Source organism: Fibrobacter sp. UWH4 (assembly GCF_900142475.1).
Taxonomy (GTDB): Bacteria; Fibrobacterota; Fibrobacteria; order Fibrobacterales; family Fibrobacteraceae; genus Fibrobacter.
This window is the reverse complement of the sequence record NZ_FRAY01000018.1, coordinates 1-5379: the sequence shown is the minus strand read 5'-3', so window position 1 is coordinate 5379 and position 5379 is coordinate 1. Positions and strand designations below refer to the sequence as shown.

The 5379-nt window shown below is 43.4% G+C and carries 4 protein-coding genes and 2 pseudogenes; 1 reads left to right on the top strand and 5 read right to left on the bottom strand.

Annotated elements, in window-relative coordinates:
- The 5 genes and pseudogenes from BUA93_RS16075 to BUA93_RS15610 all read right to left on the bottom strand — a co-directional run.
- A pseudogene (locus BUA93_RS16075) lies at positions 1-377 on the bottom strand (hypothetical protein); the annotation flags it as partial.
- A gap of 222 nt (positions 378-599) precedes the next feature.
- Positions 600-1706, bottom strand: coding sequence for an FISUMP domain-containing protein (locus tag BUA93_RS15625; RefSeq protein ID WP_072981000.1), 1107 nt, complete (start codon positions 1704-1706; stop codon positions 600-602).
- Positions 1707-1773: 67 nt separating this feature from the next.
- Positions 1774-1833 (bottom strand): LEPR-XLL domain-containing protein, encoded by a 60-nt coding sequence (locus BUA93_RS16855; RefSeq protein ID WP_139258132.1) that lies wholly within the window; start codon positions 1831-1833, stop codon positions 1774-1776.
- 49 nt (positions 1834-1882) lie between these two features.
- Positions 1883-3085 (bottom strand): FISUMP domain-containing protein, encoded by a 1203-nt coding sequence (locus tag BUA93_RS15800; RefSeq protein ID WP_083597534.1) that lies wholly within the window; start codon positions 3083-3085, stop codon positions 1883-1885.
- Between the two features lie 209 nt (positions 3086-3294).
- Positions 3295-4725 carry an AAA family ATPase gene (locus tag BUA93_RS15610; RefSeq protein ID WP_072980994.1) on the bottom strand — a complete coding sequence of 477 codons (1431 nt, stop codon included), beginning with the start codon at positions 4723-4725 and terminating at the stop codon, positions 3295-3297.
- Positions 4726-5292: 567 nt separating this feature from the next.
- On the opposite strand from BUA93_RS15610, the pseudogene BUA93_RS16695 reads away from it, so the two are divergent.
- Positions 5293-5379: pseudogene (locus BUA93_RS16695) on the top strand (GTP cyclohydrolase I); the annotation flags it as partial.

Sequence of the window (5379 nt, the reverse complement as noted above, 5' to 3'; positions counted from 1 at the left end):
TTCACGGAAGAACTGCTGCTAGACTTGACACTTGACGAAGAATTGACCGACGAACTAGATACATCCTTCTTGCTGCTAGAAGAATCTCCTGACTTTATGGAACTACTACTTGTTCTGTTTTCCTTACTTGAAGAAGACTTGCCTGTTTCAGCATCATCCGATGATTCAACATCCTTTTCAGCAGAGGATTCAATCTTTTTAGCAGAACTACTTGATTCGTCATCACAATCTTTACAAATAGAAGATGAAGAATCGACCGCTGCGTTTTCATCCGGTCCGTTGCTAGAGGCCGACGAAGAGTCGTCACAGGCGGAAAGGGCGAAGAATGCCGCGAGCACCGCCACCCACAAGAAACCAAGACCCTTGACACACTTCATACCATTATCTCCTGTAAAAATTTTCACCACCCACAAACCAAGCAATGTGAAATATGGAATGTGGAATTTATACCGCAAAATCCATCATAAGTCTCGGCTCAAGTTGCTCAATCTTGCAATCAAAACGATTGTTTTTCTTGAACATTTTGTTCTTTTTAAAATTAGACATAGAACCTCTTAGGAAATCTGTTTGTTGAAATTTTACTTATAATAACACTTCTATTAGTAATCTCTTACACAACGAACATAAAACCAATTATGATGCTTTATTGCTGCGGCATTTTGAGTGACATAGCTATCATTGACAGTAACTCGATACATTTTTTTACCATCCTCTTCTGTAGGAAGAAAAAATGTTGCATTTCCCCAATTTTCTTTGTAGGTTTTCATCTGGAAAAGCACAGACAATCCCGACATATTTGCGCCGGCTTTATCAAGAGGACTCCAATTCACTTTTGAAGCAAGCGGTAGCCCCATTGTTGAAGTGTAATTTTTCCATTCATAGGCATTCATTATATGCCAATCCTCCGGACACAAGCCCTGATGAATTCTAGTGTCTCCACCTACGGTATCCTTCCAAAGCACTGAGTCGTACTTAGCTGATAAGCCCATCGCTTCGCTCCATGTGTACCGGCCACCCCAACCGTTGTCGCAGAACCACTCGTCATTCAAGTCACAATACTTTTCCACCTTAGTGTCATCGTGTATTTTTATACTAGTATCAATCATCTCGCCGTAGTTTAAATTTTGGGCAAATACTTCGATCTTTTCGCCCTCAACAATCTTTCCATCTCTATCATGCATGTTTAGGATGACTGTCTTATACGACTGATGGTCACGGGGATCTTCAAATTCTCCATAAGTAGAATATTTAGTTTCAAACAAACTATCCATCACTGGGTATACCTTAGGTTTGACATAGACGATAGAATCCGTACGCCAACGATTATTTAAACAACGCATATAAGCCGTAGAAGTATCGGTTGCAACGGTATCTAAAGTTCCTTCTTCACACCTACGGCTCACAGAAGAACTGCTACTCAAAATTTCATCTGATGATGAAACCTTAGGGTCTTTCACCGAACTACTCGACTTAACGTTACCACTCGATGACTTGTCTTTGGTTTCGTTACCCGAAGACTTCTTGTCAATCGAAGAGGATGACTCTTCGGCAGTATCAGAGTCTTTTAAACTTGAAGAAGACTCCGCCGCCGCATTTTCATCCGGTCCATTGCTAGAGGCAGACGAAGAATCGTCGCAGGCGGAAAGGGCGAAGAATGCCGCGAGCACCGCCACCCACAAGAAACCAAGACCCTTGACACACTTCATACCATTATCTCCTGTAAAAATTTTCACCACCCACAAACCAAGCAATGTGAAATATGGAATGTGGAATTTATACCGCAAAATTCATCATCAGACGAGGTTCGAGCTGTTCAATTTTGAAATTGTTCATTCCGCGATCGTATTTTTCTTGGCCTTATGTCATCCTTATTATGAATTCGTTACTCATCCTTCACACAACGGATGGACAAACCATTTTTTTTGTACGATACATTGGTATTCAAAGACTTACTCGTGTTTCCCATGTAACCATCATCACCGCACGAATAATTTTCGTATTCATTTTCACCTGGATAGAACCAATAAGCAACTTCATTTTTTTCTTTAAAATTACCCGAAGGCGTAATACGCATTCCGCCACCAATCAGACCGTACCCGCTGTAGTTATGTCCACCGAAACTCATACCGCGCACCCCTTCTACAAGAGGGTTGACATTCCCATCGGCATGAACAACGATGTAGAATTCGTCATACGTCAGTAAGTGCCAGCCTTTCGGGCAAATTCCCTGGTGGAACCCATCGCCGTCGGGATCTATCTGGGCGGCACAACTCTTGGTATTGCATTCGCTCGACAACTGCAGCGCTTCCGCCCATTGGTAAAGCCCACCATATTCCTCACAATTCGTGGTGTCATTATCATAGCAATAACGCTCAATTTTCGAATCATCCGATTGATCCTTTGAACCATCAATCATTTCTCCAACATTCAGATTTTCCGCCATGACAGTCACTGATGCAGCATTTCTATCCCTATTTTTCCCGTTAATTGTCAAATAATAATATTCCCGACCATTTCGAGTATCCTTAAATTTTTTATACGCTCCTGCATGTAAACTATCAGCACCTAAATCGCGATTACAATATGCATATCCAGGGGTACACAACCTAGCAGAATCAACTTCAAATACGGAACTACTGGATTTAGGCAAGACAGAACTTGAACTAGACTGTTTCTCGGAGGAACTACTGCTTTGCTTTTCGCTTGAAGACGAGTTCTCCGACGAACTGGACTTACCCTTGTTACTACTAGAAGAATCATCTGTCTTTACAGAACTGGAACTCTTAGAATCGGACGAGTTCTTTGTTTCTTTTATTGAACTGCTAGACTTATTCTCACTACTCGATGACTTGTCTTTGGTTTCGTTACTAGACCCATTCGACTCCGCTGACGCTCCGCTCAGGGTGACACTCGAGTCAGACGACTCTACAGACGAACTGGAAACACCCGTTTCGTCGGAACTTGCCGACGATGAATCGTCACAGCCCCAAAGGGCGAAGAATGCCGCGAGTAGGCAGATGGTTAGAGATTGCTTCCCCTGAAACAAGTTCAGGGTCGCAATGACACGCTGGAAAGACTTTTTCATAAAAACATCCCCGTCTATAGTTTATCTTGTTAAATATAGGTAATGCCCCTGCCAAAGTCCATACCCCCCCCCATTGTAAAATTTAGGAAACAAAGCAAAAGTCCAGAATAACGCAGAAAAACAACTTTTTTCAAGGTTTTCCGTCAAAAATTTCCTATATGACTCAACCTGGGACATATAGGAGTCATAACTTGCCAAATGTAGGCGTTTTATGGTAGATTTGGCGAATTATACAAGACATCCAAAGTGATTGATTTTGGAATCTGCCTGGCGCAGGAATTGGGTTTTAGACCGAGCGATGTCACGAAGGTAAGCATCGGTGACTTGCGGGTCTTAGAGGATTCCTTGAACAGCTTGACTTTTTCAAGGAGTTCCGTCAAGTAATGCTGCGTGACTTCGTAGGGGCTGGTCGAAAACTTCATTTCACAGATGTTGATGACGTTGTCGATGCGGTCGATCAGAAGGTCGAATTGTGCGCCGTCTTTCCCCGTATATATCCAGCTACATGGGGCACTTTCTATTCCAGAGATTCCGAGTGCGTTCAGGATTTGCGGATAATGCTGAAGGCACAGCATTTCGAATGCGTAGCCGCACCAACTGTTGTATTCAGGCTTACCCTGGATTTGCAGCCATTGGTTGCGGCGGCCCTTCGCCCGTTTCGCGAGGAACCTGAAATAGAAAAGCGTGTAGAAATCGACGAGTTGAATCAGTTCGTCTTTGGTCTTCTTGCCAAAGGGACTATAACGCCTAATGAATCCGCAATTTTCAAGATCGTCCAAGGCCTTGGACACGCCCCCGCTACTCTCGACCGAAAGTTCCTTGATTAACGTATTCCTGGTTATCCCCTTTTTCTTTTGAGCAAGAATTTCTACGATGGCAATGTATTTTTCGGAATTGCGGAACAACGCGTGATACAAGTTGTGAAATTCGTTGCGGAGTTCGCCATCTTCGCCGAACAAAAGTCTGTCCACATTCTGTGCAAGGCTTTCGCCTTTGTCCAGGAGTTTCAAGTAATACGGAATCCCCCCAAAAACCATGTAGAACTGAGCGATTTCAAAACGGTCCATGGTGAAATTTTTTGCCTTCAAAAATTCTTCGCATTCGCCAAGGGTGAACGGAGAAAGTTTTATCTGGTGCGTTACGCGGTTATGCAGACCACCCTTGTTGTTGATGAGCTTGTTCATCATCCACGACGTGGCAGAACCACAGACAATCAACTTTATGGTCGGGTCATCGGAGGCCCACGAATTCCAGAAATGTTCCTGGGCGCTTACAAAGTCAGACCGTGCGGTATCGAACCACGGCAGTTCATCAATGAAAATGATTTTCTTGGTTTTACGCAATTTTGAGAGTTCGTCGCGCAGGAGATTGAACGCGTCAAACCAATTTTTGACGGTTGCCTTCTTTGAAAAATATTGCGAAAAGGCGTCCGTAAAATTCTGCAATTGCTTTTTGAGATCGGAATTGGCCAACCCCGTCATGTAAAAAGAAAAGTTTTTTTGGAAAAGGCTCTTCACGAGATAAGTCTTGCCGACTCGCCTACGACCATAGACAGCGACAAATTCAGCTTCGTCGCTATCGATGAACCTGTTCAACAGGGATATTTCGCGTTTTCTGCCAACAATCAGTTTTTCGGACATAGGACCTCCCTATACTTTACCAAATATATATAAAAACACATGGATTTGGCAAGTTATACAGCATAATTCACCAAAAGTATCCTTTTTGTGATAGATTTGGCAAGATAATGCGATTTTTAAGGGGCGGAGCCTCACCTTGGTGACCATGCGCACTAAGCACTTCCCCAAAGAGGATAACTCTACTAAGGTGCTAAAGCACCTAGTATCGTATAAAAGTGCTAAGTGCTGTCCGCCCTTAGGTGAGGGGGTAGGCAAAGACTTGCCCCTGAAAAATGTTGGTAAGAAAAGTATGGATCCCGTCGCTGCCCTCCAGGATGACGCTGGTCAAGGTCGGAGGTCAGCTTTTTTTCTTCAGGAGAAATCGTTATGTCGTTGACATTTTCCCTGATGGAAATCAGCGGCTATCTTTTATACAAAGGCTTGTTGAAATCGACAAAATCCAAGAAATCCTTCCTTTTTTTCTGATTTTTTCAGTGTCAAAACGCTTGCGAACCCGCATAAATAAAGGTATATTCAAAAAGTAGGTCTTATAGGGGCTCTTTATGAGCTGAGGTAAAACTTAAGAAAATGGAAGACGGCTTCCGGATGATTCTGGAAGGCATGGGCGAGAACCCGAACCGCGAAGGTCTTATCGATACGCCCAAGCGTGTCGCC